Genomic DNA, 26,559 nt, shown 5'->3' with positions numbered 1-26,559 from the left:
TCACCAGAATTGTTGGATCCAACATACTCAGCGATGGATCCAATGGGGTTTCAGGAAGGTTACACTCGCGACCGCCGCATGTCACCAGGTACGCGAGCGCTTCGCGGGCAGCAATTCGGTCGCCGTGACGGCGACGATCTCGTCGCCACGCGTCACCCAGACCCGCGCCACTGGCCAGTAGTCGCTGAGCAGCTCGGCGCAGACCCCGCACGGCTCGATCAGGTGCCGGGTCCCTGACGGCCGCCGAAGCACGCTCACACAGCTCACGACGACCGCGGCGGCGCCGGTCTCCGCCGCGTATGCGAACACGTTCCCCGCGGCCACACCCTCAGCGCACACCGCACTGCGCCGCGCGGACCCGTCAACGTGCACGCCGAGCCGCACGGTCCCGTCGGTGAGCCGCATCGCGGCGACGACCTCGTGCCGTCCGGTCTCATACACCCGGTCGAGAAGCGCTGCCGCCGCGCTCATCAGCTCGGCGTCGTCGTCGCTCATCTCCGGCGGCCGGGTCAGCGGCGGCCTGCTCATGACCGGCCCGGCGCACCGATGCCGAGCAGCTTCGCGTAGTTCCCGCCCTCGACGAGTGCTCGGTCGGCCTCGCCGGGGATCGCCTTCCTGATCTTCAGCCGCTCGATGTCGAAGTCGGAGCCGGGCCATTCCGTGCCCATGAGGATCTTCTCGGCGCCGAGCCGCGCGTAGGCGCGCTTGACGTCGGCCATGAGCGTCGCCGACGTCTCGAGGTAGATGTGCGACCGGCGTTCGGCCACGATGATCGCCTCGGGCACATTCCAGACGGCGCCCATGTGGGCGATGATCGTGGGCACGTCCGGATGATCCTTCGCGACCTCCTCGATCGCGAAGGGCGCGCAGAACGCGTCGTCGAGCGCGTTGATGAGCACCACCATCCCGTGTTTCGCGCACTCCCGGAAAACCGGATCGAGCAGACCGTGGTCGGCCACGTGGTAGCCGTGCAGGCTGGGATGCAGCTTGAGACCACGGATGCCGGCCTCGGCGAGGCGGCGGATCTCGGCGAGCGCGTCATCCGCCTGCGGCATGACCTGACCGAAGCCGATGAACCGCTCCGGGTAGGAGTCCTGCATGCCGATGATGAAGTCGTTCTCGATCCGCTGCGAAAGCGAGCACACCATCGCCATGTCGACACCGGCGGCATCCATGTCGCGGAGGATCCGCCGCGGGTCGAAGGGAACGTGCGCGGGCGGCGCTTCCCCAGGGCGGACGCCGGTGAGGTAGTCCGAGCGCCCCCGCACATCCTGGGTCGTGTTGTAAGCGTCGATGATCATCAGCCGGCCAGCCACTTCGTGTAGGCGTCGAGCATCGCCTGCTTGTTGTCCGCGCGCCATTGCTCGTTCCACGGGATCACGAGGCCCTCGTGCTCCGGCGCGTTGGCGAGGTTCGCGGCGAACTCCGGGTCCAGCCGCTCGAACACGGCGGAGTTCACGGGGCCGTACCCCGTCCGCTCGACGAACGTCGCCTGGTTCTCCGGATCGTTCATCCACTCGGCGAGCGCCAGCACCGCGTCAGGGTTGCTCGACCGTGGCGGGATCACGAAGCCCTGCGGTGTCGTGAACGCCTGGTTCCACTGCACCGTGACGTCCTGACCGGCGTTGCGCAGCGCGGAGAACTGACCGGTGACCGACACCGCGATCGCCGCGCTCCCACTGGCGAGCAGCTGCTGCACCTCGGCGTAGGACTGATAGAACACGAGGTCGTCGCGGATCGTGTCGAGCTTCGCGATCGCCCGGTCGAGGTCGAGCGGATAGAGGTCCTCTGGCGCGACGCCATCGGCGAGGAGCGCGATCTCGAACGAAGAGTCGTAGAACGGCGGCGATCCCGGCCACGCCCTCTTCCCCGGATACTTCTGGGTGTCGAAGAAGGCGGCCCAGTTCTGCGGACCCCCGTCGGTGAAGGTCTCCGTCAGCCACCCCTGCGCCATGCCGAGATAGAAGCCGCCCATCAGGTACGGGCGCAGCTCGTCCGGCAGCAGGTCGGACCGCGCCCCTTCCGGCAGCTCCCGCATCCCGTCGGGATAGTTCAGGATCTCGGCCGCGCTGACCTGGAAGGCGTCGTAGTCACCGGGTTCGCCTTCGAGCATCGGATAGGAGATGGCGTCCTCGATCGAAACGGAGGTCACCTCGACGTCGTGTTCGTCGAGGAACCCGTCGAAGTACGCGACCTGACGGCTTTCGTTCGTGGGGCCGCCGAAGTCGGCCCAGATGACGGTGCCGCTGATGCCGCCGTCCGCATCGGCGGCCGCATTGTCGGAGCCGGCGCAGCCCGCGAGAAGCACGCCGACCGCGGCGAGGGCGGTGAGGGCAGAGCCGGAAGCGACGTGCCGCCGACCGCGAATGAAGGTGGTCATATCAACAAGCTCCCGGGTCAGGCCGATTGCTGGATGCGAACTCGAGGGGGTGGCGGCCGGCGGGGCCAGCACAGCCGAGCACCGATTCGATGCCCGCCGTGGCACAAAGCAGATCGAACTCGCCGCGGTGGCGCCCGACGACCTGCAACCCGACCGGCAGTTCGCCGCTGAACCCGCCAGGTGTGACGACCACGGGATGTGCCGTGACGGTGAACCGGTTCGCGAGCATCTGCCAGCGGAAGTACCGGTCGTATTCGACGTCACCGACGCGATCGACCCATTCCACCTCGGCCGGTGGCGCGACGACGGGGGTAGCGGGCGCGATGAGCACGTCGATCTGCTCGAAGAGCCGTTCGGTGCGACGGAAGATCTCGGTGCGCTTGCGCAGCGCGTCGGCGAGCTGGCCGGCCGTGAGTCGCTCGCCCTGGCGGATGTTGCGGACCAGATCGGGGCGCATGCGGTCGGGATGCCGCGCCGCGTCCTCCCGGCCGAAGGCGAAGAAGTTGAACATCTCGATCGTCTCCCACGCCTCCTCGGCATCGGCCAACTCCGGCTCGAGGTCGATGATCGGATAGCCCGCGGCGGCGAGCGTGGCGCGGGCCGTCGCGTGGACGGCCGAGACCTCCGCGCTGATCGGGACGCCATCCGCCGTCGCGCTCCAGCCGATCCGCACGTGCGACGGCGGGGCCGCTACGACGTCGAGGAAGCGACCGGGGTCCTCCGGGATCGAGATCGGCGCGTCCCGGTCGGCGCCGCTCATCGCCGCGAGGCCGAGCGCCGCGTCGAGACTGGAGCGTGCCATGGGGCCGAGCACACCGTGCGCGGTCCAGCCGTTGTCCGGCCGCCCGCTGGCGACGCGGCCGGGCGTCGGGCGCACACCGACGACGTTGCAGAACGCCGCGGGGTAACGCAGGCTCCCGCCACTGTCGGAACCGTCGGCGATCGGCAACATGCCGGCCGCGAGCGCCGCTGCCGCACCACCGCTCGATCCGCCCGCGTGCCGTGACGTGTCGAACGGGTTGCGGCAGACGCCGTGCAGCGGATTGAACGTGAGGGTGCCCAGTCCGGCTTCGGGCGTGTTCGTCTTGCCGATGATGATGGCGCCGGCCTCGCGGATACGGCGGACCATGAGGGCATCCCGCGTCGCGGGCGGCGCGTCGGCGTAGACGGCCGAGCCGTGCCTCGTCGGGAGCCCTGCGACGTCCATGAGGTCCTTCACCGCGGTGGGAAGGCCATGCAGAAAGCCAACTTCGTCGCCTCGGGCCACCGCGTGGTCGGCCTCGCGCGCCGCCGCGAGTGCCTCCGGCTCCGGAATCATCGACACGATCGCGCCGATCTTCTCGTTCGTCTCGGCAATGCGGTCGAGATGGGCACGCATCACCTCCTCGGCGGAGATCTCCCTGGTGCGAATGCCACGCGCGAGGTCCGTCGCGCTCCACCAGTACAACGGGCTGTCGGTCGTCATGGGGACTGATCCGTTCTGTCCAGCAGCGCGGCGGGCCGCGCGATGAGCATGTCGTCGATCCGTTGGGACGAAACGCCGAGGCGGGCCAGCGCGGGCGCGATGCGCCGCACGACGTGGCCGTAACCCATGCCGCCATGGCAGGTGAGCTGTCCCTTGGTCCACACCGAGCACGTCAGTGTGACCGCGGCTGCCGGGCGGTCGGCGAGCAGCGCGCGGAGGAACTCGAGACGCTCGCCGTCGGTGGCGTCGCGGGCGCGGTCGGCGAAGTAGTTCTCGCTGCCGAAAGCGAACTCGACGGTCGCTCCGGTGTCGGCGATCTCGCGCACGTACGCGCCGTCGAGCACCTTGTCGACGTTGCAGAAGAGGACACGCGCGGGATCCAGTCCCTCGGCAGCGAGGATCGCCGCGACCTCCGGCCCGCGCCGGGCCGCGGCGTCAAGCCGGATGCTCACGGCCGCGTTCGCGGCGGCCGCGGCCCGCGCGGCGGCGCGCAGCGCACGCCCCTCCGCCGCCGTGATCTCGGCACTCGTGCCGAGCAGCCCCAGCAGGCCAGCGCGGAATCCGGTGCCGGGAACGGCCTTCGTGAGCGCCGTCGTGAAGGCGTGTTCCATCTCCGCCTCGGTCTGCGCGGCCCACCAGCCCGGCAACGTCTTGTCGATGTAGCTGCCGTAGGCGGCGACGATGTGCACACCGGCGGCACGCGACACGGCGGGAAGGTCGGCGTGCCGCGGCCCCATGCCCCACGACGTCGCCTCGACGATCGCGCCAAGACCCGCCGTCGCGGCCGCGGCCAGTTCGGTGGCGGCCGTCTCGGGCGAGTCGAGCGTGAGGTTGTCGGGCAGCGAGAGATAGCTCCACCGCAGGTCGCCGAGGATCTCGGGACGCACCGGCCCGTCGAGCACGCGGCCCTCGCGCGTCGGCCGGACGAGGCCACGCGAGTCGGTGAGCACATGCTCGTTCGTGGCCACCCGGCCGAGCAGCGCCGCCTCGATCGGGCCAAGGACGGTCTCGATCATCCGGCAGCCTCGTCGTAGACCGTGCGGCCGCCGACGACCGTGCGGCGCACGATCAGCGTGCGCAGCTCGTCGATCGGCACCGCCGTGGGATCGCCGGACCACAGTGCCCAGTCCGCGAGCATGCCGGGGCGCAGCATCCCGCGGCTGTTCTCGGCGAGGCTCGCGTAAGCGGCCCCGACGGTGTACGCGGACAGGGCCTCCTCCACCGTGATCGCCTCAGTGAGGCTCAGCGGCTCGTCCTCGCCGCGCACCCGCCGCGTCACCGCCTGCCAGATGAGCTGACGCGGATCGAAGGCGAAGAACGGGCCATCGGAACCGAACGCGACGACAGCGCCTGCGTCGAGCCAGCTGCGCACGGGATTGGCGCGCTCTGCCCGTTCCCCCAGCTTGGCGCGCAGTCCCGCGCCGTTGTGCCAGATGATCGACGGCTGCAGTGACGCGATGGCGCCGGCCTCCGCCGCGGCCGCGATCGTCTCCGCGCTCGGCTCGAGGTAAGCGTGGATGATCTGGAACCGGCGTTGCGCGACCGCGGCACCGGCCTTGGCGTACTCGCGCGCGACGAGGGCGATGGCCGCGCCGCCGACCGCGTGGGTGCCGACACCCCAACCATGGTCGGCACAGAAGCTCACGAGCCGGGCGAAGTCCTCATCGGAGATCCGCTGCAGTCCCCGGTAGCCGCTGTCGTCCCACGGTTGTTCGAGCAGCGCCTGGCCTTTGAGCGCCTCACCGTCGGCGTAGACCTTGATCGGCCCGATCCGCAGCTCGTCGTCACCGAACCCGGTCGACACCCCGACGCCATCGAGGTGCGCGATCACCGCGTCGACGTCGGGCGTCGCGGCCGACCCGGGCTCGAGGTACGGCATCGCGACAGTGCGCATCGTGAGCGCACCACGCCTGCGTGTTTCCTGGTAGCCGCGCATCTCGTCGATCGTCGCGGCGGGATCGATGATGCCGGTGAAGCCGAGCTGATGAAACAACCGCTGGGCGAGGCGAATGCCCGCGACACGCTCGTCCAGCGTCGGTGGCGCTTCACGCGGCCAGTCCTCGTCGTGAAAGGTGCGGTCCATCGTCTCGATGAACTCGGCGAGACCGGTGTCCTCCGGCAGGTGGGCCAGTGCTTTGAGGCCGCCCCGCTGCAGGTGCAGGTGCGCGTCGATGAGGCCGGGCAGGAGCACGCCGTCGAGCGCGTGCTCGGGAGTGCCTGCGGGCATGGCCTCCCGCACGTCATCGACGCTGCCGACCGCGATCACCCGGCCGGCGGCGACCGCCAGCGCCGCCGCGCGCGGCCGCCTCGGATCCATCGTCACGACGGGCGCGATATAGATGGCAGGCGTGCCGGTCACGCGACCACCGCCTGGGCCGGTTGCCGCGGATCGGCTGCGGACTCCAGGAATCCGGTGCGCGCGTTGCGGTAGATCGCCTCAACGGCTGCCGCGTCACGGGTGAAAGCGGGCCAGCGCCGGACATCGTGGCCCCTCCGTTCCAGTCCCATGTGGACGGAGGTGTCGAACCGGTCCTCCAGGAAAACGTGCGCCGCGAGGTAGTCGAAGGGGGCGAAGGAGTTCGGGAAGCTCCACGTGGAGAAGCGCGGCGCGTTCACGGCCTCCTGCAGCTCCATTCCGAAGTGGAAGGCGTTGAGGAACACCTGGAGCATCGCCTGTACCTGCATGTCACCGCCAGGGCAACCGAACGGCAGCACACTGCCGTCGTCGCGCACCGCGATCGCCGGGTTGGGCGTCAACCGCGGGCGCTTGCCCGGGGCGACGCCCGAGGGATGCGCGGGGTCGGGTCTCGACTGCAGGCCGCGCAGCGAAGGCACGATCCCCGTGCCGGGGATGACGGGTGAGGTCGACGCGCCATCCGACGGTGTCGCCGAGAACGCGTTGCCCCACCGGTCGACGACACACACGTAGCTGGTGCCGCCTTCGCCGATGTGGCGCACCTCCCCCGCGCTGATCGCCTCGGGCAGCGCCTGCGACTCACCGAAGAGCGCGGGCGGCAGGCCCGCGAAGGCTCGCTCGGGGTCGATCGCCGCCGCGCGCGCGGCGATGTGCTCCGCGCCGAGCAGCCGCTCCAGCGGTACGTCGACGAACTCCGGGTCCCCGAAGTGGTGCTCGCGATCCGCGAAGACTCCCTTGAGCGCCTCGATGACCGTGTGCACGTACTCCGGGCTGTTGTGCGCCAGGCCGTCAAGGCCGTGCCGTTCGAGAATCAGCAGCGCCTCGGCCAGTATCGGGCCCTGGCACCATGCCCCGCAGGTCAGCATCGTGAAGTCACGCCAGCGGGTCGCGACGACGGGCTCGTAGCGCGAACGGAACTCGGCGAGATCGTCCCGGCGCAGATAGCCGCCGTTCGCCTCGTGATAGGTCACGATGCGCTCGGCGATCTCGCCCTCGTAGAACGCCGCCCGCGCCGCTTCGAGGCCGGTGACCCGATCGCCACCGGCGCGCTCCTCCGCGTCGATCATGAGCCGGATCGTGCGCGCGAGGTCGGCCTGCACGAACCGCTCCCCCACCCGGGGCGGCCTGCCTCCTGGCAGGTAGATCGCCGCGTTCGCGGCCCACTTCCGGTAGCCCGCCTGCCGTTTCGCGATGCCGTCCGCGAGCAACGGAAAGACGGCGAAGCCGTCGCCCGCGAGCCGCGCCGCGGCGGCCGCGACCTGAGCGAACGTCATCGTTCCGTAGTCGCGCAGCGCAGTGATCCACGCGTCGGGCGCGGCTGGGACGACGGTGCGCAGGAGACCGGTGGGGATGGTGCCGCCGTGCTGGGTCAGGAACAGGTCCGCCGGAAGCCGCCGCGGCCACACCCCGAGCCCGTCGAGACTCACGGTCGTGCCGTCGGCGAGGCGGATCATGATCGGTGCTACACCCGCGAAGTTCACCTCGTCGGCGTGCAGAACGGCCAGCGCCATGCCCGCACAGCAACCCGCGTCGACCGCGTTGCCGCCCGCCTCGAGGATCGCGAACGCCGCGGCAGAGGCCAGGTAGTGCCCGGATGACGCCGAGTGCCGGGTGCCGAGCAACGTGGGATTCGGAGCCGGCCAGCTGGGTGAGGTCACGGTCGCACCTTCCTCCGATATGGACACTGTGGACAATCCGATGTAGACAAACGGTTCACCAGTCGATCCCGTAGTCCCGTAACCGGTGTTCCAGGACAGCGTGCTCCGCCCCGCCCCGGTCGGGGTAGCGCCGCGGATCGACGATCACCGGTGGCCGTCCCCGTGTCGCCGCCCGGACACCGATGGCGAAACCGTCCGCGAGCCGCACGATCACGTACCTGGGCAGGTCGGGATCGGGATTGCGCCGCACGAAGTCGAGCACCTCGGCGATATCGGGGTCGTAGGGCGGTGCGGGCCGGGCGCGGGCACGCTCGATCAGCTCCTCGGTGACGAGCGCCCGCACCCGCGTCCGCAGGATCTCGGCGTCCTGGATCGACAGCACCATCGCCGGGTCACCGTTGCCCGAGCAGCAGCCGGGATACCTTCTCCCCCACCACCACGGCCGGCATGGCCGTCGTCGCGCGCGGGATCCTCGGCATGATCGAGCAGTCCACGACGCGCAGCCCTTCGATCCCGTGCACCCGCGCCTGTTCGTCGACGACGGCAAGGGGGTCGTCGCTGGTGCCCATCCGGCAGGTGCCGACGGGGTGCCAGTAGTTGTCGGGGTTGCGGTACAGGTGGGCGACAAGCGCGTCACGGTCGAATGTCTCAGGTCCAGGGTGGATCTCGGTGCCGACGAGCGGCGCCAGCCGGGAGTCCGCCGCGAGGTCACGCAGGATCGCGGCGCCTTCGGCGAGTACCGCGATGTCGATGCCCTCCGGGTCGGCCAGGAAGCGATGGTCGATGACCGGTTTGGCCTCCGGATCCGGGCTACGCAGCCGCACGAACCCGCGAGAACGGGGCTGCAGGGCCGAGACTCCCACGCTCCAGCGCTTGCGCTCGCTGAGGTGGCTCGGGCTGTACGGCAGGAAATGCAGGTCGAACGCCTCGATGTCGAAGCTCGACGCCGCCTTGCCCATCGCCTGCTCGTCAGGGCACCAGCCTGCCGCGCGCGCCCGCTCCATCGCGGCCGTCATCTCGTCGGAGCCCGACCAGCTCATCAGCAGGAACGGCTGATCGTGCAGGTTCTCGCCGACGCCGGGCAGGTGCCGCACGAGCGGAATGTCCAGCGCGGCGAGCTGAGCGTACGGGCCGATACCGGAGCGCAGCAGGACGGTCGGCGAGTTGTAGGCGCCGGCGGCCAGCACGATCGTCCCGGCGCGCACCGTCGCCGCACTGCCCTGATGGCGGACCACGACACCGGTCGCGCGTCCCTTCGTCACGATCACGCGGTCGACGAGGGCGTCGGCCACGATCCGGAGGTTCGGCAGCGCGCGCACCGGATCGAGGTAGGCGAAGGCGGTGTTGACTCGCACGCCGTCCTGAATATTGACCGACTCCGGCGCGAATCCCGCGGACTCGTCGACATTGTTGAGATCGGCAAGGCAGGGCATCCCGGCAGCGGGCGCCGCCTCGTACCACGCTCGCTGCCACGGGGTCAGATCTGCGGCGGAGTAGGTGTGCACCCGCATCCGGCGCGTGCCCTCCTCGAACAACGGCAGCACGTCGTCCGTGGACCACCCGGTGAGCCCGGACTCGGCCCACGAGTCGTAGTCGCGCCGGTGCCCCCACGTCTGCGTGCAGCCGTTGAAATCCGAGCAGCCGCCGATCGCGCGTGCCCGCTCGAAACCGACGACCCACGGGTAGCTGTCGCCGGAGTCATAACCCCAGTCGTGCGAATGTCCCAACCGGGTCGCGTCGACGATGTCGGCAGGCCACGCCGCGCTCCCTTCGGGACCGAAGTCAGGGCCCGCTTCAAGGACGAGCACCTCCCTGCCCGCCTCGGCGAGCCGGGCCGCGACGACGTTGCCCGAGGTGCCACCCCCGATGACGACGTACTCGGACTCCTCTGGCAGCGCACTCACGGCTCAGTCCCTTCGCCCGCGCCGGTCGCAGCACGCTGGGTGAGCCACGCCGCGACGTCGTCGGAGACGACGAGCGCGTCGCGTTGCAGGTACTCGATCGCCTCGAGCGCGTACCCGTGCGCCCGCTCGCTGGAGCCGCCCACGCAGTCCGTGATCACCCGGACGCGGTAGTCGTGCTGATGCGCGTCGACCGCCGTGTAGTGGATGCAGACGTCCGTGAGCCCGCCGACGAGCAGGAGCGTCTCGGCGCGGTACGCCTTCAGCACGATCTCCAGCTCGGTGCCGAAGAAGGCGGAGTAGCGCCGCTTGCGGATCACGAACTCCTCGGGCCGCGGGTCGAGCCAGGACGCGAGCTCGGTGCCGTCCTCACCTTCGATGCAGTGCGGGCCTTCCGCGCCGTCGAGCTCGCGGCCGATATCGACGAGCGACGGCTTGTGCACCTCCTGGATGTAGACGACGGGCACGCCGGCGGACCTGGCGAGGTCGATGAGCCGCCGCACGCGAGGGGCGCGCTGCTCGCGTCCGCCCATGACGGGGATGCCACCCTCGCCCGGTGTGGTCTGTCCTGACCCGCCCTGGATGTCGACGACGACGAGGACGGGGCGTCCGGTGATGTGGGCGCGGGCAGGGTCGGGATTCGCTGTAGTTGCTGTCATGGGCGGTCCAAGAGGCGTCGGGGGTTATGGATGAGGATCGTGTCGGCGACGGTGGTGTCGCCACCGGCGAGTTCGGTGATCGCCGGCGCGATGCGGCGGAAGAGATGGTCGTAACCGTTGCCGCCGTTGCGGTGGAGGTTGGCCTGCGTCCACACGTCGGCGCCGATGACGAGCTGCGCGCCGAAGCCCTCGCTCAGCAGCCACTCGACCATCTCCAGCCGCTCGGCGTCCGTCGGGTTCCGCAGCGTCGGCGAGCCGTAGTAGAAGTCCGAGCCGAACGTGTCGTAGGCCAGCACGGCACCGGCCTGTGCGATCTCGCGGTGGTAGCCGCGGTCCCACAGCTCGTCGAGATGGCCGATCACGACCCTGTCGGCCGCCATTCCCTCGTCCAGCAGCGCGGCCAGGACGGCGGTGCCGCCTTGGCCACGGAAGGACTGGTGCGTGTAGACGGTGGCACCGGTGCGTGCCCCGGCGCGACCGGCGGCCCGCACGAGCCGCCACTCGGCGTCGGTGACCGGCCAGCTCGTCCCGATCTCGCCGAGCAGAGCGGGCAGGATGCCGCTCGTGCCGATGCCGTCGGTCAGTTGCGAGACAAGGACTTCGGTGAGTTCGTCGATCCCCGCGTGGCGCACGTGGCCGGGCATCGTCTGCTCCACGTAGAAACCGGCGCCCACACAGACATGCACTCCGGCCCGGCGCGAGATTCGCGGCAGCTCGTCGATACGCCGGCCCATGCCCTCCAGCGTCAACTCGACGACGGCGGAGCCACCGGCCGCCCGCACATGGGAGAGCTCGGCAGCGGCGACATCAGGATCGTCCAGCACCAGGTTGTGGGGCAACGACAACGCATTCCAGCGCAGGTAGGCCGCGAGCTCCGGCCCCATCTGCACATCCTCCGGAGGCAGCTCCCGCGGCGGCTTCGCCCACATTCGCAGGTCGCTCAGCAGGTGCTCGTGCATCGAGGTCGGCCCGAGGTTCTCCGGCGCAATCGGGCCGAGCACGGTGTGAATGGGCATCCGATCACCGCCCGAAGATCGCGCGGCGCGGATTGGCTGTGTGGATCTGGTCGAGCACACCGGGGTCGATACCCGCCTCCGTGGCGAGTGTCCGGAACTCCTCGAACAGAAACGTGTAGCCGGGCCCACCCAGCGCGCGCAGGTGTGAGCGCTGGCAAACGTCCTGGGAGAGCAGGATCTGGTCCTGGTAGCCCTTCTCGATCATCGTCTTCAGGTACGACAGTCGCCGGTCGATCTGGTGCCTGATGAGCTGCCCGCCGATGCGGCACGTCATGAGGCAGTCGAACTCGACGAACGCGCCGCGGCGCATCAGCTCGAGCGAGTAGTCGACGCTCTTGACCGTGTCGGCGTGCCCGATCACGACACGCGCCGGATCGACACCCTCCTCGACCATGATCTCCAGCTGCGCCAGCCCGGTGGGGAACGACGCCGCGTGGGTGCTGACCATGATGCCGGTCTCGCGGCTGGCCCGGGCGGCCGCCCGGAACGAGCGCTCCTCCACCGCGGTGATGTGCGAGAGGTCCGACGCGATCTCGCCGATGATGCCCGCGCGCACGCCGGTGCCGGGGATCTCGTCAAGCAGGTCGGCGATCAGGAACTCCGCGATCTTGTTCGTGGAGTTGCGGTCGAACCAGCGCTTGTCGAGATATGTGTCGTAGTAGTGGCCGGTGCCGAGAATGACCTGCACGCCCGTCGCCTCGGCCATCGCCTTCGTCGCGAGCACGTTCGCGATCGAACGCGAGCCCGTGTCCGGATTCTGCTGCAGCACGCGCAGGTCATCGCTCCAGCCGACGGGGGCGGCATAGTCGCTCAGCTCGCCGTTGGTCATGTCGATCAGCGTCGAGCCCCCCGCCGCGGTGAACAGCGTCAGCTCGGCCTCCATCTCCGACCACACGTTGAGGTAGCCGTCCTGGGGCGTCGTCCTCGTCATGTTGATGAAGACGTGCTCGTGCGGCAGCGTGATCCCGAGCTGCTCGGGCAGCAGGGGTCCCGTGACGCTCTGGACCGTGTCGACCATCTCCGAAACTCCCTAGTGCATGTCTGATAAGCGGCGGAGCCGCTTGCTGTGGGCCACCAGCTCGCACCGCCGCGGGTTCTCAGGCGCTTCCTCGCGAGGACAGCTCCGACGTAGTGAATTGGCATTCATAAGGAGGAGATCCCACAGCGAGGGAGCGCCTGAGGTTCCGCCACCCGCACCGCCACAAAAACCACCTTCCAAGATCTCCGCTAGATCGCGATCACGACGCTCTTGGGTTCGCAGAACCCGCGTAGTCCCTCGTCGCCGAGGTCCCGGCCGAGACCGGACTCGCCGACGCCGCCGAAGGAGAGGGCAGGGTCGAACACGTTGTAGGTGTTCACCCAGACCGTTCCGGCGTGGATCGCCGCCACCATCCGGTGCGCCCGCGACAGGTCCCGGGTCCACACAGCCGCGGCGAGCCCGTAGGCGGTGTCGTTGGCGATCCGGATCGCGTCGTCCTCGTCGTCGAACGGGATGATGCCCACCACCGGCCCGAAGATCTCCTCGCGTGCGATGGTCATGTCGTTCGTGACCCCGGTGAACAGGGTCGGCTCGACGTAGAAGCCCGGGCCGCGCGTCCCGCCACCGGCGACCAGCGTGGCGCCCTCGGCGACGCCGGTCCGGATGTATCCGAGAACCCGCTCGCGCTGTTCCTCCGACACCAGCGGGCCGACGGTGACGCCGCCCGCGAGCCCGTCTCCGACCGGCACCGCCGCGACGGCGTCGGTCAGGCGCCGCGTCAGCTCGTCGGCGATGGATCGCTGCACGAGCAGGCGGCTTCCCGCCGTGCACATCTGGCCGGAGTGCCCGAAGGATGCGCGCATCGCGGTCACGACGACGGCGTCGAGATCGGCGTCGGCGAAGACGATGTTCGGGCTCTTGCCGCCGAGTTCGAGGGTGACCCGCTTGAAGCCGTCGGCTGCGGCGTGCATGACGGCGTGCCCGACCTCCGTCGATCCGGTGAACGACACCTTGGCGATGCCGGGGTGGCGGGTGAGTGCCGCACCGACCCGGCCGTCGCCGGTCAGGACACTGACGACGCCGTCAGGGACGCCTGCCTCCTGCAGAATCCGCGCGAGGCGCAGCAACGTGAGCGGCGTGTCCTCAGCGGGCTTGGCGACGACGGTGCATCCCGCGGCGAGGGCGGGGGCGAGTTTGAACGCCGCCGTCATGATGGGGAAGTTCCACGGCAGGATGACGGCGACCGCGCCGACGGGCTCCAGCACCGTGTAGACGTGGTGGCCGCCCCCGGCAACGGAATCGATGGGAATGACGGCACCGTCCAACCGCGACGGTGCCCCGGCGAAGTGGCGGAACGTGCGCGCGGCGGTGGCGGTGTCGGCGCGTGAACGCTCGATGGGCTTGCCGTTGTCGCGGGTTTCGAGGATCGCGAGCTGTTCGAGGTCGTCCTCGATCAGCTCGGCGACGCGGTTCAGGATCCGCGCCCGTTCGAGCGGCGCGAGCCCCCGCCAGCGCCGGTCCTCGTGCGCGGCCACCGCGACCGTGACAGCGGCGTCGACGTCGGCGTCGGTCGCCTGGGCGACGGTGGTGAGTACCTCCTCGGTGGCAGGGTCGATGATGGCGCGCACCTCGCGTTCACCCCTGTCGATCCACTCACCGCCGCACAGGAACGGCTCGTAGCCGGGCAGCGGCGGCACCGCTGGCCTGATCGTCATCCGTGCTTCCTTCCGGTCGGCTCGGCTTGGCGTGGCTCAGAAGATCTCGAAGTACTCGCGCTGCTCCCAGTCGGAGACGTGGCGCAGGTACCGGTCGAACTCGGCCCGTTTGATGGCCGCGTACCACTCCACGACGGTGTCGCCGAGCGCGGCCCGGAACGCGGCGTCGCCGGTGAGAGCGTCGACGGCCGCGCCGAGGTTCGACGGCAGGCGCTCGGCGTTCTCGGCGTAGGGCTGGGACGTCGGCGCCGGAGGAACGAGGCCACGGTCGATCCCGTCCATTCCGCTCACCAGCTGGGACACGATGTAGAGGTAGGGGTTCGCGGCGGGCTCGCCCGAGCGGTTCTCCAGGCGCGTCGCCGGGTCGCCGGGGCCTCCGACGGCGCGGATCATGGCGCCCTTGTTGTCGATGCCCCAGGCAATGCGGTCGGGCGCGAGTGAGTACGGCTGGTAGCGCTTGTAGCCGTTCACCGTCGGTGTGGTGAATGCTGCCGCGGCGAGCGCATGGTCGAGCAGGCCGGCGAGGTAGCCCGACCCGACGGCGGAGAGCGGGACTCCCGGCGTCTCCGGCACGAACGCCCCGGCGCCCGTCGCGAGGTCGTACAGCGACTGGTGCAGGTGCCATCCGGTCGACGCGGTCTCGGCGCCCCGCGGCCGGGACATGAAGGTCGCGTGGTAGCCGAGGCTCGCGCTGATGCGGCGCACGGCGGTGCGGCACAGGACGATCGCGTCGGCGACGTCGACAGCGTCACCCGCGTCCATGGTGAGTTCCAGCTGGCTGGGCCCGAACTCCAGCTCGATCGAGCGCAGCGGCAGGTCGAGCAGCGTCAGCCCGCGGTAGAGCGCGTCCACGAGTGGCTGCATTGCGTCGAGACCCTCGTCATGCAGCAGCTGCGCCCCACGGGTCGTGGGTAGGGCGGCGGATGGGGCTCCGGGTCGTCCGGGACCGCCGACCTGCTCGGGCGCGAGGCCCGTGCCGGGGTCGCAGAACACGTGGAACTCCAGCTCCGCGCCAACGGTCATGCCGTAACCGCGTGCGGCCAGGGTCGCGATCTCGTTGCGCAGCAGCGAACGCGTGCAGAACGGGACCGGTGCGCCGGAGGGGAACCGGACGTCGCACAGCACGCTGGCGGTCCGCTCGGTCCACGGCAGCACGCGAAATGTCGTGGGGTCGGGGACGAGCACGATGTCGCCGGCACCGCTGAAGCCACGGACACCCACCCCCGTGTCGGCGGAGAACACCGGGAAGACCGACTGCCCTGAGGTGTCCTTCAGCAACAACGAGCTCGGCGCCGTGATGCCGGAGCGCAACGCCGCCGGAACCGCGGCCCTGGCGAGCGTCTTGCCGCGCAGAATGCCGTGCTGGTCGACGAAGGAGAATCGCACCATCTCGATGCCGAGCTCGTCGATGACGCGGCGCAGCTGGCCCGCCGCCGCGTACTGCGCCTCGGTCCACAGGTCGTGGCGGTCGATGAAGCCGCCCCGGTCCTCCCGCAGCAGCGGCCGGGCCGACACACCTCCCCCTGCCGCCGCGACCGGGCGCTCGTCGGCGTTGCGCTCACGCATCGACGGGGATTCCGGTTCCAGTGGCCCACGGCGAGGCCTGCCGTCGCTGCTGGTCGCGTTCGATCCAGCGGGTCTGCCACACGTCGTTGCCGGCGATGGTGTCGACGGCGAGTGGCCCGGTCAGCGTGGCCGCGTCCGCGTCGCTGACGGGGTGCGCCGGAGTCTGGCCCCCGGCGGCGAAGGCGTCGATGGCGCGCAGCAACAGGCGCCGGTTCGCCGTGACCGCGCGGTCGGAGACGCCGAGCCGCTCGACGGTGCGGTCCTGGATGGGCCCCATGCTCTCGACCGCCCACTGGTCGTGAACGTTGATGTCCAGACCCATCCCGGTGTAGGTGAGCTCTTTCTGCTCCCGCGGGTCGAAGCCCCAGTTGTTGCCCCGGTTCCGCAGCGGCCGGTAGTCCGGGAGGCTCACGCCCTCCAGGCGCTGCTGGAGGAGGGTGTCCTTGTCCGTCGGCTCGGCGAAGTCGTACCAGATCATGTACCAGTAGTGGTTTTCGTCGTCGATCGGCACGTGCCACTGGGTGAAGACCTTGGAATTACCGAACGGCACCACGAAGGCGTTGGGGAAGAGCAGGTTCGTGACGCGGACGTGCTTGACGTCCTCGGTCAGCTGACGCAGCGCGAAGACCCGCAGGCCGTGCTCGGCGCTCTCCACCTCGATGTCAGGCCGGTAGTTCTCGCCGACGAGCATCGAGAGCTTCTGGCCTGTGCCCTCGACCTCCTCGCTGAACTGCTGTCCGTAGACCTCGCGCGGATCCTCCTGGATGAACCGGTGCAGGAACGAGACGTGGCTCGGGTCGATGCCGCCTTCGAGCCCCTGCAACCAGTTGCACTCCCACAGGCCCTTGAAGGCGAAGGTGTACTCCTCCGGCGCGACGAAGCAGTCGTAGTGGGGAAAGGGTGGCGGGTCGCCCGCCCCCAGGTAGGCGAAGATGATGCCGTTCTTCTCGACGCACGGGTAGTTGGCGATCCGGATCTTGCCGAGGAACTGGCTGTGCTCCGGCTCGGCAGGCTGCTCGACACAGCGTCCTTCGCTGTTGTAGAGCCAGCCGTGGTAGAGGCACCGGATCCCGTCGTTCTCGAGCCGCCCGAAGGACAGATCGACGCCACGGTGTGCGCAGAACCGGCTGATCAGCCCCCAGCCGCCGCTCTTGCGGAACAACACGAGATCTTCGCCGAGCAACCGGATCGCCTTGACCGGCCGCTCGCCCGGCATCTCGGAGACCAGCGCGGCCGGTTGCCAGTAGGAGCGGAGCAGTGCGCCCAGTGGGGTACCGGGACCAGAGCGGGTGATCTTGTCGTTGTCTTCCTGCTTCAGCATGACGCGCGACTCCTCGCTTCCTCCGCCATCGTATCCGATTCTATGATGATTGTATCCAATAATGCTAGGCGTCAAGGACGAGCAGTGGGCACGCGGCCCGCGAGACGCAGACCATCATGCAGTCGTTACGGGCACGTTCCTGTGGTGTGAGCACGAAGTCGCGGTGCTCGATGTCGCCCTCCAGCACGCGGGTCTCACAACTGCCGCAGATGCCCTCCTCGCAATCGGTGAGTACGTCGGCACCACCGGCACGCATGACGTCGAGGACCGACTGCCCCGGCGGCACCTCGAACTCGGCACCCGTCCGCGCCAGGCGCACGGTGAAGGCGCCGCCGGGCTCGTACTCCATCGCGGGAGCGGAGAAGTACTCGCACCGCAGCCGTTGTTCGTCCGGAACCAGCTCGCGCAGCTCCGCCAGCATGCGCTCGGGCCCGCAGGCGTACACGAGCACACCAGGGCGGGCCGCGACCTCGCGGGCGAGGTCGGCGCGCTTCGCCTCGTCGCGCGCGACGACGACCACATCACCACCGAGCGCCGTGAGCTCGGTGAGAAACGGCATCCGTGCGCGCGAGGCACCCAGGTACAGCAGCCGCCACGCCGTTGCGTCCGCAGCGGCCCGGCGCGCCATGGGCAGCAGCGGCGTGATGCCGATACCCCCGGCGATGAACAGGATCTCCCGCGCCGGTTCCAGGGCGAAGTGGTTACGGGGACCGCGTAGGCTGAGCACGTCGCCGGGACGCAGCGACTCGTGCACGTACCGCGAACCGCCCCGGCTCTCGTGCTCCCGCAACACGGCAATGCGGTAGCGGGGCGCCGCGGGATCGCCGCACAGCGAGTACTGGCGCACCGGAGTCCCGGCGGCGACGAGGTCGATGTGCGCGCCCGGCTCCCACGCGGGCAGTGTTCCGTCGATCGCTTCCAGCTCGACCGAGAGCACGTCCTCGGCCTCGAGTGTCAGCGACCGCACGCGGACGGCGAACCCGGGCGATTCGGCGCTGGTAGGCATGCCGCCGGTCCTAGTGGGTGAGAGCCTGCTGGCGAATCCTGCTGATCGCGGTATTCGCGCCCAGATGGCCCCTGACTGCGTTGTCGGCAAGCCCAAGTACGGTCCAGTACGAGGACTCACCTCCGCCTTGTCAGGAACCATCTGCATCACGAATCCCACCGATCGAGGATCCGCCAACAGGCTCTGAGACGTGGCAGTGCGCCGTCTGCTGTGACGGCGGGACATCGAGCGCGGGGTTGCGATCGAAGAACCCGTCCGGTTCGAGACGCAGCCCGATCCGCTGCACGGGCATGATCGGCCAGTCCTCCGGCCGCGCGTAGTGGTGTGACGCGATGATCGGCCAGAGCACCAGCTCGGCGCCGTCGAGCGGACGATCCGCGCGCTGCCACGCCGCGACGCCCTCCTCGCCCAGTGGCGCCTGGTTCGGGTACTCCCCCGCGATGAACCGCTCGGCAGGGTCGTAGGCGGTCGCCCACAGGTGCTTCGCGATGAAGGGCGCCTTGCGCTCGACGACGCTGCCGGGCCGCGCGAACAGGCGCGTCGTGTTCGGCAGGGCGAGCCGGAACGAGGTGGGCTCGCCGAACCGGTTGGTGCGTTCGGTGCTCTCGACGCGCCAGTGCACGGCACGCGACGGATCGTTCGAGCGGGCGGCGTCCCGCTCCGACGGGATGACGGTCGGCACCATCCGGCACGCGTTGCCGTACGGGTTGAGGTCCTCGTCCTCCTCCACCTCGGCATGCACCTCGACAAGCCGGTTGAGCGGACCGTCGATCGCCGTGTCCAGCCGGATCGCGAAGTAGTGCTGGTGCGTCGGCGCCTGCACGCCTGCGCCGACGAGGCGGCCGAAGCGCGGCAGCTCGCCGTCGCCGATGCCCGACACCGAGAGAATGCCGGTCAGCTTGATCTCGAGCTCGATCGACCCGTCCTGGTAGAGGGACCAGTAGAAGCCGTAGTCGTAGTTCGCGACCGTCGCGAAGAAGGAGATGACGAGCCTGCGCGAGCGGCGCACGTCCGCCTCGCCGGTCCGCGTGTTGACGTGCTTCCAGAGGACGGAGAAGTCCTCCTCGTGCATGCAGACGCCGTTCGTGATCGTCTTGACGTCGCCGTGGCCGTCGAGCACGTGTGCGTCGAAGTAGTGGATCTCGCCGAGGCAGTCGCAGCCCAGCTCCAGCGACGCGGTGAGCGGGCCCGCCCCGTACTCGCCCCAGTCGAAGAAGTTCTTGCGATAGGCGGTCGGGTCCGAGTCGAGGTAGGGGACGTACATCTCGTTGACGGCGGCCCGCCGCAGTACCGGCCGCACCGTGTCGCCGTCGCGATACACGAGATCGTGCAGCACGAGCCCTTCGCGGTGCGTGAAGCCGATCCGGAACGACCAGTTCTGCCACCTGACGTCGTGACCGTCCACTGTGAAGCCAGGCCCGTCCGGCTGGCTGATCTCCAGTGGCGCGACCTCGCGGTCCGGCCCCCACGTGCCGGAGCGGTACACGCCGGTCTCACTCGCCATCGGGACCACGCCGTGATCCTCGATGCGGACGATGTCGAGCGTCTCCAGATCGATGATGGGCACCAGCCCCGCGACCGGGCGCGCGTAGCCGTTGTCGCTCTCCGACTCGCGATGCCACACCGTGCCCCACGACAGCCGCCGGTCGGCAAGGTCCTCGGGTTCGAAGCCGGTGATCGACTCCGGGTCGACCCAGACCAGCGAGGTGTCGTCGATGCCGCGCTTGGCCAGTGCCTCCTTGAGCAGCGGGTGGTTGCGGGCGGCCTGCGCGACGAGCCGTGCCTCCTCGGACGAGACGCCGGGGCGTTTCGCCTCGACCGGCCGCCACGCGACCACGGACGCGGGCCGGTCGGAGCCGGCCGTCCATGCCGTGACCTCCCACGCCGCGTGCACGTCGGGGTTGATCACCACGAGCCGCACCGGGCGGCCCTGACCCGGCGCGAGACCGCGGGCGAGCCCCTCCTCCACGGCGATCCCCCAGAACCGGGGACGGGTGCCGATGCGCTCGTCCTGCCGCACGAGGGCCACGACGCCGGCGATCTCCTCAGGGGCGAGCGGGTCGCTCCACACGTGTGCCGTGGTCATTTCTCCTCCATGGGGCTGGCGGGGTTGGCTGGGTTGGTGTGCTCGGCCCGGACGAGGACACCGGCGCCGTCGGCGCGGGGGTCGCTGGCGGCCTCGAACGTGAGTCCGGCTGGTCCCGTGCGACGGCGCACGACCTGGACATGTCCGGCGGCGTCGGCCGGAGCGGGAAACGATGCGACGGGCAGGCCGGCCGCCCGCGCGGCCGCCGCGACCTCGGTGCCGACGCCCGGCTCGGCGACGAGGGTGAGTTCGGCGTGACCGAGGTCGACGTCGCCGACCACCCAACGGGGCCGGGCCAGGACGTCGCCGAGCGGCTGCGTCACGTCTGTCAGCGCTGGCAGCAGCTGCGCCAGGATCCAGGGCTGGGCTCGTCCACCCTGGCAACCGGTGACGACCGTTGCCCTGTCGGAGTGGACGATCACCGGGCACAGCGTGTGCGGGGGCCGCGCTCCGGGCGCGAGGTACGCGGGTGAGCCGGGGTCGAGGCTGAAGGCCGCGCCACGGTTGTGCAGCACGATGCCGGTCTCGGGTTCGAGCAGCCCGGCCCCGAAGCTCTGGAACACGCTCTGCACGATCGCGACGCTCCAGCCGGAGTCGTCGCTCGCGGTCACCGCAACGGTGTCACCGGTGGCGGGCGGCTCGGACCGGCCAGGGGCGGGCGTGGCGTCGAGCACGAGCAGGGCTTCGAGGTCGCCCGCACCGTGGCGCGGATCGCCGAGGTGCGCGGCCCGCGCGGCGACACCGGCCAGGCTGGCATCGAGTACGCGTACCGGGTCGGGTTCGCCGGCGGCATTGTGCACGTCGTGCACGCCGAGCACGGCACGCGCGACACCCAGCAGCACCGGCCCGACGGAGGGTGGCGGTGCGACCGACCAGGCCCGGCCTGCGATCTCGCAGGTCACCGCTCGCGACGTCTCGGGCCGGTAGCCGGCGAAGTCCGCGAGCGTGTGCGCGCCGCCACGCTGGCGCAGCATCCTGACGAGGGCCCGTGCCGTGTCGCCCTCGTAGGCGTCACGCGGATCATCGGCGAGGCGGCGCAGGGTGGCCGCGAGCGCCGGTTGCCACAGCACCGATCCGCGCCGCAGCGGCTCGCCAGTGGGCGCGAACACCGAACGCAGTCCGGGGTCGGCGAGGATCGCCTCGCGGCGGGCGGTGAGCGCGCGCCCCAGGCCCGCGCTCACCCGCGTGCCGTCCTGGGCCACGACGGCCGCGGTGCCCAGCGACGCGGCGAGTGGCAGCCGAGCCCCCAGCCGGACCAGCTCGACCCAACCGGCGACGATTCCCGGCACGGTCACCGAGTGCGCGCCCTGCCGGGGCATGGCCGGCCAGGTCGTCGACACCCGGCCGATGTCCCGCGGTGCGGTGCCCGCCGCGACCACAGCCGTTGTCACGCCCTCCGGCGAGCGGACCAGCGCGACGAGATCGCCGCCGAGCGCGCACTGGTGCGGGTACACGACCGTGAGCATGACCGCGGCGGCGACCGCCGCGTCGAGCGCGTTGCCACCTGCCTCGACAGCGCGTTCTCCGGCGGCGACCGCGTCGCGGTGCGGGGCTGCGAGAGCGACTGTCACGTCACAGTCCCCGTCGTGCCGTGGAGATGAAGTCCAGATCCTCGCGAGGGACGCCGTCGCACAGGTCGGCGACCGCGTCCCCGACGGCGGGCCCGAACTTGAAGCCGTGCCCGGAACAGGCCGTCACCACCACGACCTCGGGAGCGCCGGCGAGCGGGCCGATGATGAACCGCTTGTCCTCGGTCATCGTGTAGAGACACGAGGTGGCCTCGACCGGCGTCGTGTCCAGGCCGGGCACGTAGGACTCCAGGAGAGCCCGCAGCTCGGTGATCTCCCGTGGGCTCGGCGGGGCGGGCGCCTCCTCGGGGTCCCAGCTCAGTCCCGCATCGACGCCGAGCTTCACCCCGTTGCCGTCGGCGTCCGGGATTCCGAACACCAGGCCCTCCGGCCGGTCGACGGAGAACGCACCGAGTCGTGGGGGTAGTCCGGCTGGTTGGTGAGCGCGCACCGTTAACGTGAGGATCCGCCAGACGTCCAGCAACGGCGCCAGCGACGGAAGGACGGCGGCGGCCCAGCTGCCGACGGCGACGACGAGGCGGGCCGCCGTCAGCACACCGGCATCGGTCGTGACCCGGACGCCCTTCGTCGTGGACTCCCAGCCGCGCACTCGGATGCCGTGCCGCAGGTCCGCGCCGTGTGTGACCGCCGCACGGCGCAACGCCCCGAGCGCGCGGGAGGCCTCGATGACGCCCGCGCCGGGGTCGTGGACGGCCCGGTATCCCTCCGGCACGGCGAAGCTGGGCATGCGGCGCGCCAGCTCACCGGCGTCGTCGATGGTCACGCAGCCCGGACCCTGTAGCTGGGCCACGCCGCGGTGCGCGTAGAGCCCGCCCGTGCGGTGCACGAGCCGCTCGCCGGACTCCGCTTCGAGCGCCGACCAGGCCGCGAAAGCCTTTCCGACGAGGTCGTTCCACACGGGATTCGGGTAGGCACGGCGGATCATGCGGGTGCGTCCGTGGGAGGAGCCCCGATCGTGGTCAGCGGGGAAGCGGTCCAGCGCGATCACGCGGCGGCCGCGGCGCGCGAGGCTCGCCGCGGCGGCGCTGCCGTGAACGCCGAGGCCGATCACGATGACGTCGGCTTCGTCCGGAGACCGCCTCATCCGCGCGCCTCACCATCGCGCCCGGCCGCGACGAGGCGGACGGCATCGACGAGTGCACCCAGGTCGTTGTCATCGTTGTAGACGTGGACCGACGCCCGGACGACCGAGGACAGCTTCCGGACGCCGAGGTCCCATTGGCCGTGCGTCGCGGGGACCGAGACGACCCGCACATTGCGCGCGGCGAGCCGCTCGACCACCGCGCCGCATTCGACGCCGTCGACGACGAAGGTGACGATCGCGGAAGCCGCGCCCTCCGGGTCGGTGATCATCACGCCCGGGATGTCCGCGAGCGCGGATCGCAGCAGCCCGGCGCGCGCCCGGAGCCACCGTTCGGTGCTCTCGGGCGAGCGCGCGATGGCTTCGCGCACTGCGACGCCGAGGCCGAGGCGGGCGGCGACGGCGCTCTCCCACGACTCGAACCGCCGCGCGTCGGGGCTGAGTTCCCAGCCCGACTGTGTCACCCATTGCGCACCACGCACGTCCGGCGCCGTCGGCTTCAGCCGCTCGATGAGCGACTCGTGAACGTAGGCCAAGCCGGTGCCCCGCGGGCCGCGGAGGAACTTGCGGCCCGTCGTGACCAGCGCGTCGCAGCCGATGGCCCCGACATCGACTTTCAGGTGCCCCACGGACTGTGTCGCGTCGAGGAGGTAGGTCGCGCCGTGGCGCCGGGTGATCTCGCCGATGCGTTCGGCCGGCTCGATGAGCCCCGACGACGTGGGGATGTGCGAGACGGTGACGATCGTGGGCCGCCCGTCGGCCAGCAGTGCGTCGAGGGCGTCGACATCGAGCCTGCGCTGGGCGTCGACGGGTGCGACGACGAGGTCGGCGTCGTGGCCACGAGCGATCGTCATGAGATGCATCGCGTGGCTGACGTAGGTCGTGCTCGACGCGACGATGCGCGTGCCGGACATGGCACGCAGCGCGTCCATGAGTACCCGCAGACCTGTCGAGGCACTGTCGAAGAGGGCGATCTCGTGCGGGTTGGCGCCGAGGAGTTCGGCGGCTGCCGCGTAGACGTCGTCACTGCGCTCGCGGACCGCCGCCGCGGCCTCGTAACCGCCGTATCGCTCCTCCAGGCGAAGGTGCTCGACGACGGCCGCGATGACACCGTGCGACGGCAGTGCCGCGCCGGCGGCGTTGAAGTGGTGGGACAGACCCGCGCCGACGGTACGCGCACGCTCGGCGGCGACGTCGATCTCTGTGTCGATCTCTGTTCGCGCGCCGAGTGCGGTGACAGGTGCCGCCCCGATCGAATCCATCTGTTATCGCCCTTCCGGCCGTCAGGGATCCAAACTTAACACGTATGGATCCAATCTGCACCCAAGCGTTGGCCTTTGCCTGGTCACAGTGGACAGGGGCGCGCTCAGGGCTTGTAGACGACGAAGACCTTGCGCAGCCGCTCGTGCACGGTCCATTCGCCACACCAGCCGACAGGGAAGTACGCGGTCGCCCCGGCCGCGATCTCGACCGGCTCTTCGCCGTCGCGCTGAACGGTCATCCGGCCGGAGACGACATGGATGATCTCGCCGCGGGAACGGAACTCCCACCTCGACCTGCCCGGATCGCTTTCCCAGACACCGGAGATCACCGTCCGGTCGTCATTGGTGAAGTCCACGCGGCTGCGCACGAGGATCTCGCCGTCGAGGGGCTCGGCACTCGGCGGGCCCAGCGGCTTCTCTTCGAGGCCAACGGCATCGAGAGGACGATTGGTCACGGTCACGGCAGGCTCCCATCTGGTCGAGGAACACCCGCAGCCTAACGCGCCGCATCCAATTTTAAGAAGCTGGGATCCAATCCCTACCCGCGGAAGACCGTCGACGAGCGCTTCTCGTACCACTCCGCCAGCTGGTCGCCCGCCTTCACGACGTGCTCGCGCATCTCCGCCGCCGCGGCTTCTGCATCGCCGGCAGCGAGTGCGGCGATGATCCGCTCGTGCTCGCGGAAGTTCTGGTCCCTGTGACGGGCATCGGTGACGATGAGCTGGGCTGACACGTTGCGCGGGAACGTCTCGTTGATGTCGTTGACCACCCTGGCGAGGCGCGCGTTGCCGGAGATGTCGGCGATCAAGGTGTGGAAGCGATCGTTGCCAAGCCGGCTGACCGGCAGGGCAGCCGCCTTGCCCTTGCTTTCCGCCAGGGAGTTGTCGTACATCTCCTGGTTGGCCCTGCGCAGCTCCTCGAGCTGTTGGTCGGAAATCCGGCTGACCGAACGTGCCGCGGCGAGCGCTTCGAGCTGCGCGCGCACCTCGTAGGCCTCCCGCACCTCCCAGGGCGCGGGGACACGGACGACAGCTCCCCGATTGGGCTGAACCTCAATGAGGCCACCGCTTTGCAGTTGACGCAGCGCTTCCCGCACCGGGGTCCTGCTGACGCCGAAGTCGGCGGCCAGCTCGGCCTGCCGCAGTTGAGCGCCGATCGGGATCTCGCCCGACATGATCCTGCCGCGGATGCGACTCGCGAGGTCGTCGACGAGCGCGTGGCCGCTCTTGCCCTCCACGTTCAGGCCGTTGGTGTGAGGCATCCGCGGACTCGCTCCCTTCAGTTTCGGCATGCGAAGCGGGAACGGAGCGACTGAGCTCTCGGACGCAACGACGCTCCCCCGCGACCATCAACTGATGGTAGCGAATCCCAAGACGCGCCTCGTGGATCCATCTTTCAACGGCTTGTCACGAACCGAGGGGCTGTCGGTGTCCGAGCTGCCGAGCGGGAGTCAGCGCGCCAGCCACTGCCGGTAGGTGGTCTTCGCGATGACGGCGCCGTGCTTGGCGAGGAGCGCGTCGCCCTCGGCGGCGGCGAACAGGCCGGCACTGTTGTCGGTGACGACGCTGCGCTTGTCGCCCTTCGCGGCCAGGGTGATCCTGCCCAGCTCGTCGAGCGGGAAGACCTCCGGTCCCGCGATATCGCGGCTGCCCTGCAGCGGGGTGCCCATGCTGACATCGGCCACCGCCTGCGCGACGTCGTCCGCGGCAATGGGCTGGATGCGCGTGGTGGGCAGGCGGACGGTGTTCTCGTCGGCGCTCCAGGACATCGTCGCGTCCATGAACTCGAAGAACTGCGTGGCGCGGACGATCGAGTACGGCACGGGCCCGGCCTTGAGGATGTTCTCCTGCAGCGCCTTGGCGCGGTAGTAAACCAGGCCCGGCACCAGGTCTGCGCCGACGATCGAGAGGATGACCGTGTGGCCGACGCCGGCCGCCTTCGCGGCCGCCAGCAGGTTGTCCATGGTCGTCTGGAAGAACGCGAGCGAAGCCTCGTCGAAGGTCGGCGAGTTCGTCAGGTTGACGACGACCTCGGCTCCGGCCAATGCCTCGGCCAGGCCCTGCCCTGTGATTAGATCCAGACCAGTGGACGGCGAATGCGGTACCGCCTCGTGCCCGTTCGTCTTCAGGATCTTGACCACACGGGATCCGATGAACCCGGTTCCTCCGATGACAGCGATCTTCATTTTCTCAACCATCCTTTTCTCCGGCTTGGCCTCCTGTACCACGGTCAATGACATGGAAAACATCTGAACACCCCCTGTGGGGCTCCACCCGGTGTTTCATGCTGACGCCAGTGCTCCAGATATTCAGCCCAGAACAGTCCGTAAATCAACGACAAGAAATGGGTAATGCAAATCGCTTTTTAGTCCGCCGTGACTGTCTGCTCGCGGCATCGAGCGAAAGGCCATGGGGTTGCTGCATGGGTTTTCCGTGGCCAGGTGAGGATTGTGTGCAGTG

At 69.9% G+C, this 26,559-nt stretch carries 23 protein-coding genes; all 23 read right to left on the bottom strand.

Features of this window, described 5'->3' with window-relative positions; genetic code table 11:
• Positions 1–81: 81 nt before the first annotated feature.
• Positions 82–528 carry a hypothetical protein gene (locus ABZ863_RS08475; RefSeq protein WP_358532463.1) on the bottom strand — a complete coding sequence of 149 codons (447 nt, stop codon included), beginning with the start codon at positions 526–528 and terminating at the stop codon, positions 82–84.
• Complete coding sequence (locus ABZ863_RS08470) at positions 525–1,301, bottom strand: amidohydrolase family protein (RefSeq protein WP_358532461.1); 777 nt, start codon at positions 1,299–1,301, stop codon at positions 525–527. The genes ABZ863_RS08475 and ABZ863_RS08470 overlap by 4 nt, the downstream gene beginning before the upstream one ends.
• Complete coding sequence (locus tag ABZ863_RS08465) at positions 1,301–2,380, bottom strand: extracellular solute-binding protein (protein ID WP_358532459.1); 1,080 nt, start codon at positions 2,378–2,380, stop codon at positions 1,301–1,303. Before ABZ863_RS08465 ends, ABZ863_RS08470 begins: the two co-directional genes overlap by 1 nt.
• Before the next feature lies 1 nt (position 2,381).
• On the bottom strand, positions 2,382–3,845 hold the full coding sequence (locus ABZ863_RS08460) for an amidase family protein (RefSeq protein ID WP_358532457.1): 1,464 nt from the start codon (positions 3,843–3,845) through the stop codon (positions 2,382–2,384).
• Positions 3,842–4,861 (bottom strand): hypothetical protein, encoded by a 1,020-nt coding sequence (locus tag ABZ863_RS08455; RefSeq protein WP_358532455.1) that lies wholly within the window; start codon positions 4,859–4,861, stop codon positions 3,842–3,844. Before ABZ863_RS08455 ends, ABZ863_RS08460 begins: the two co-directional genes overlap by 4 nt.
• Positions 4,858–6,204 carry an amidohydrolase family protein gene (locus tag ABZ863_RS08450; protein WP_358532453.1) on the bottom strand — a complete coding sequence of 449 codons (1,347 nt, stop codon included), beginning with the start codon at positions 6,202–6,204 and terminating at the stop codon, positions 4,858–4,860. The genes ABZ863_RS08455 and ABZ863_RS08450 overlap by 4 nt, the downstream gene beginning before the upstream one ends.
• Entirely contained in the window at positions 6,201–7,919 is a 1,719-nt protein-coding gene (locus tag ABZ863_RS08445) for a gamma-glutamyltransferase (RefSeq protein WP_358532451.1), read from the bottom strand. Before ABZ863_RS08445 ends, ABZ863_RS08450 begins: the two co-directional genes overlap by 4 nt.
• A 55-nt stretch (positions 7,920–7,974) precedes the next feature.
• Positions 7,975–8,304, bottom strand: a complete 330-nt coding sequence (locus ABZ863_RS08440) for a hypothetical protein (protein WP_358532449.1) — start codon at positions 8,302–8,304, stop codon at positions 7,975–7,977.
• 7 nt (positions 8,305–8,311) lie between these two features.
• Positions 8,312–9,823: an FAD-dependent oxidoreductase gene (locus ABZ863_RS08435; protein WP_358532447.1), complete on the bottom strand. Its 1,512-nt coding sequence runs from the start codon at positions 9,821–9,823 to the stop codon at positions 8,312–8,314.
• Entirely contained in the window at positions 9,820–10,479 is a 660-nt protein-coding gene (locus ABZ863_RS08430) for an isochorismatase family cysteine hydrolase (protein ID WP_358532445.1), read from the bottom strand. The genes ABZ863_RS08435 and ABZ863_RS08430 overlap by 4 nt, the downstream gene beginning before the upstream one ends.
• Entirely contained in the window at positions 10,476–11,495 is a 1,020-nt protein-coding gene (locus ABZ863_RS08425; RefSeq protein ID WP_358532443.1) for a hypothetical protein, read from the bottom strand. The genes ABZ863_RS08430 and ABZ863_RS08425 overlap by 4 nt, the downstream gene beginning before the upstream one ends.
• 4 nt (positions 11,496–11,499) lie before the next feature.
• Entirely contained in the window at positions 11,500–12,513 is a 1,014-nt protein-coding gene (locus ABZ863_RS08420) for a hypothetical protein (RefSeq protein ID WP_358532441.1), read from the bottom strand.
• A 209-nt stretch (positions 12,514–12,722) separates the two neighbouring features.
• Positions 12,723–14,189: an aldehyde dehydrogenase family protein gene (locus ABZ863_RS08415; protein WP_358532439.1), complete on the bottom strand. Its 1,467-nt coding sequence runs from the start codon at positions 14,187–14,189 to the stop codon at positions 12,723–12,725.
• A 36-nt stretch (positions 14,190–14,225) separates the two neighbouring features.
• The gene (locus ABZ863_RS08410) at positions 14,226–15,755 is read right to left on the bottom strand and encodes a glutamine synthetase family protein (protein WP_358532438.1); all 1,530 of its coding nucleotides are present in this window, start codon (positions 15,753–15,755) and stop codon (positions 14,226–14,228) included.
• Positions 15,748–17,076 carry a Rieske 2Fe-2S domain-containing protein gene (locus ABZ863_RS08405; protein WP_358532436.1) on the bottom strand — a complete coding sequence of 443 codons (1,329 nt, stop codon included), beginning with the start codon at positions 17,074–17,076 and terminating at the stop codon, positions 15,748–15,750. The genes ABZ863_RS08410 and ABZ863_RS08405 overlap by 8 nt, the downstream gene beginning before the upstream one ends.
• 64 nt (positions 17,077–17,140) lie before the next feature.
• Positions 17,141–18,082 (bottom strand): PDR/VanB family oxidoreductase, encoded by a 942-nt coding sequence (locus ABZ863_RS08400; protein WP_358532434.1) that lies wholly within the window; start codon positions 18,080–18,082, stop codon positions 17,141–17,143.
• Positions 18,083–18,212: 130 nt separating this feature from the next.
• Positions 18,213–20,168 (bottom strand): primary-amine oxidase, encoded by a 1,956-nt coding sequence (locus tag ABZ863_RS08395; protein ID WP_358532432.1) that lies wholly within the window; start codon positions 20,166–20,168, stop codon positions 18,213–18,215.
• Positions 20,165–21,739, bottom strand: a complete 1,575-nt coding sequence (locus ABZ863_RS08390) for a gamma-glutamyltransferase (RefSeq protein ID WP_358532430.1) — start codon at positions 21,737–21,739, stop codon at positions 20,165–20,167. Before ABZ863_RS08390 ends, ABZ863_RS08395 begins: the two co-directional genes overlap by 4 nt.
• A gap of 1 nt (position 21,740) precedes the next feature.
• A complete protein-coding gene (gene solA, locus ABZ863_RS08385) occupies positions 21,741–22,841 on the bottom strand; it encodes an N-methyl-L-tryptophan oxidase (protein WP_358532429.1) in 1,101 nt (366 codons plus the stop codon).
• Complete coding sequence (locus tag ABZ863_RS08380; RefSeq protein ID WP_358532427.1) at positions 22,838–24,100, bottom strand: aminotransferase class V-fold PLP-dependent enzyme; 1,263 nt, start codon at positions 24,098–24,100, stop codon at positions 22,838–22,840. The genes solA and ABZ863_RS08380 overlap by 4 nt, the downstream gene beginning before the upstream one ends.
• 104 nt (positions 24,101–24,204) lie before the next feature.
• Positions 24,205–24,561: a cupin domain-containing protein gene (locus ABZ863_RS08375; protein WP_358532425.1), complete on the bottom strand. Its 357-nt coding sequence runs from the start codon at positions 24,559–24,561 to the stop codon at positions 24,205–24,207.
• Positions 24,562–24,638: 77 nt separating this feature from the next.
• Positions 24,639–25,361 (bottom strand): GntR family transcriptional regulator, encoded by a 723-nt coding sequence (locus tag ABZ863_RS08370; RefSeq protein ID WP_358532424.1) that lies wholly within the window; start codon positions 25,359–25,361, stop codon positions 24,639–24,641.
• Between the two features lie 189 nt (positions 25,362–25,550).
• Positions 25,551–26,285, bottom strand: a complete 735-nt coding sequence (locus ABZ863_RS08365; RefSeq protein ID WP_358532423.1) for an NAD(P)H-binding protein — start codon at positions 26,283–26,285, stop codon at positions 25,551–25,553.
• Positions 26,286–26,559 lie beyond the last annotated feature (274 nt).

Origin of the sequence: Saccharomonospora sp. NPDC046836 (genome assembly GCF_040645195.1) — a bacterium.
In the GTDB taxonomy this organism is placed as follows: Bacteria; Actinomycetota; Actinomycetes; order Mycobacteriales; family Pseudonocardiaceae; genus Prauserella_A.
The sequence above is the reverse complement of the archived record's forward strand: the minus strand, read 5'-3'. Positions and strand labels throughout refer to the sequence as shown.

Coding starts and splice junctions, on each gene's coding strand:
- ABZ863_RS08365 (WP_358532423.1), bottom strand. CDS start 26,285: ATGAAGATCGCTGTCATCGGAGGAACCGGGTTCATCGGATCCCGTGTG.
- ABZ863_RS08370 (WP_358532424.1), bottom strand. CDS start 25,361: ATGCCTCACACCAACGGCCTGAACGTGGAGGGCAAGAGCGGCCACGCG.
- ABZ863_RS08465 (WP_358532459.1), bottom strand. CDS start 2,380: ATGACCACCTTCATTCGCGGTCGGCGGCACGTCGCTTCCGGCTCTGCC.
- ABZ863_RS08470 (WP_358532461.1), bottom strand. CDS start 1,301: ATGATCATCGACGCTTACAACACGACCCAGGATGTGCGGGGGCGCTCG.
- ABZ863_RS08440 (WP_358532449.1), bottom strand. CDS start 8,304: ATGGTGCTGTCGATCCAGGACGCCGAGATCCTGCGGACGCGGGTGCGG.
- solA (WP_358532429.1), bottom strand. CDS start 22,841: ATGAGGCGGTCTCCGGACGAAGCCGACGTCATCGTGATCGGCCTCGGC.
- ABZ863_RS08455 (WP_358532455.1), bottom strand. CDS start 4,861: ATGATCGAGACCGTCCTTGGCCCGATCGAGGCGGCGCTGCTCGGCCGG.
- ABZ863_RS08475 (WP_358532463.1), bottom strand. CDS start 528: ATGAGCAGGCCGCCGCTGACCCGGCCGCCGGAGATGAGCGACGACGAC.
- ABZ863_RS08380 (WP_358532427.1), bottom strand. CDS start 24,100: ATGGATTCGATCGGGGCGGCACCTGTCACCGCACTCGGCGCGCGAACA.
- ABZ863_RS08425 (WP_358532443.1), bottom strand. CDS start 11,495: ATGCCCATTCACACCGTGCTCGGCCCGATTGCGCCGGAGAACCTCGGG.
- ABZ863_RS08405 (WP_358532436.1), bottom strand. CDS start 17,076: ATGCTGAAGCAGGAAGACAACGACAAGATCACCCGCTCTGGTCCCGGT.
- ABZ863_RS08460 (WP_358532457.1), bottom strand. CDS start 3,845: ATGACGACCGACAGCCCGTTGTACTGGTGGAGCGCGACGGACCTCGCG.
- ABZ863_RS08395 (WP_358532432.1), bottom strand. CDS start 20,168: ATGACCACGGCACACGTGTGGAGCGACCCGCTCGCCCCTGAGGAGATC.
- ABZ863_RS08400 (WP_358532434.1), bottom strand. CDS start 18,082: ATGCCTACCAGCGCCGAATCGCCCGGGTTCGCCGTCCGCGTGCGGTCG.
- ABZ863_RS08410 (WP_358532438.1), bottom strand. CDS start 15,755: ATGCGTGAGCGCAACGCCGACGAGCGCCCGGTCGCGGCGGCAGGGGGA.
- ABZ863_RS08420 (WP_358532441.1), bottom strand. CDS start 12,513: ATGGTCGACACGGTCCAGAGCGTCACGGGACCCCTGCTGCCCGAGCAG.
- ABZ863_RS08430 (WP_358532445.1), bottom strand. CDS start 10,479: ATGACAGCAACTACAGCGAATCCCGACCCTGCCCGCGCCCACATCACC.
- ABZ863_RS08415 (WP_358532439.1), bottom strand. CDS start 14,189: ATGACGATCAGGCCAGCGGTGCCGCCGCTGCCCGGCTACGAGCCGTTC.